Annotated in this window: 1 pseudogene; it reads right to left on the bottom strand. The window is 41.5% G+C overall.

From position 1 onward, the window contains the following. A pseudogene (locus Q3W56_RS20665) lies at window positions 1–458 on the bottom strand (IS5/IS1182 family transposase); the annotation flags it as partial.

Genomic DNA, 458 nt, shown 5'->3' with positions numbered 1-458 from the left:
GATAATCCTTTACAAATGGGAGTCGTTAAATATCCGGAATCAAGAGCGACAGCTTCCACTTGAAAACCAAATCGTGCGATTTGGTGATCCAATCGGTCAAGGTAAGGCACAGAATCATGAACATTTCCGGGTGTGACATAGGCATCGGTGATAATGTTATGTTTCATATCCGTTGTTCGGTGATCTAAGTAAAAGAAACCCTCCGGTTTGTTTTCACGATACATATATCCACTTTCAGGATCAGTTGTACTGTGGCGGATCTCTTTTTCAGTTTTCACCTCCTCTTTGGCTGGTAATGACTTTTTTCCGTGCTCCTCCCGATCTTCTTGAATGGCTTCATTTAAATCTTTGATATAGTTTTGTGTATCCTGTTCAATCGTTTTTCTTGTGTATTTGTGCTTGTTGGCATTGGCTTTCAGATGAGTTGAATCGGTGAATAGGACACGTCCGCCCACCAT

It is taken from the genome of Bacillus sp. C28GYM-DRY-1, from assembly GCF_030519405.1.
GTDB classification, from domain to species: Bacteria; Bacillota; Bacilli; order Bacillales; family Bacillaceae; genus Bacillus; species Bacillus spizizenii_A.
This window is presented reverse-complemented; position numbering and strand designations above follow the sequence as displayed.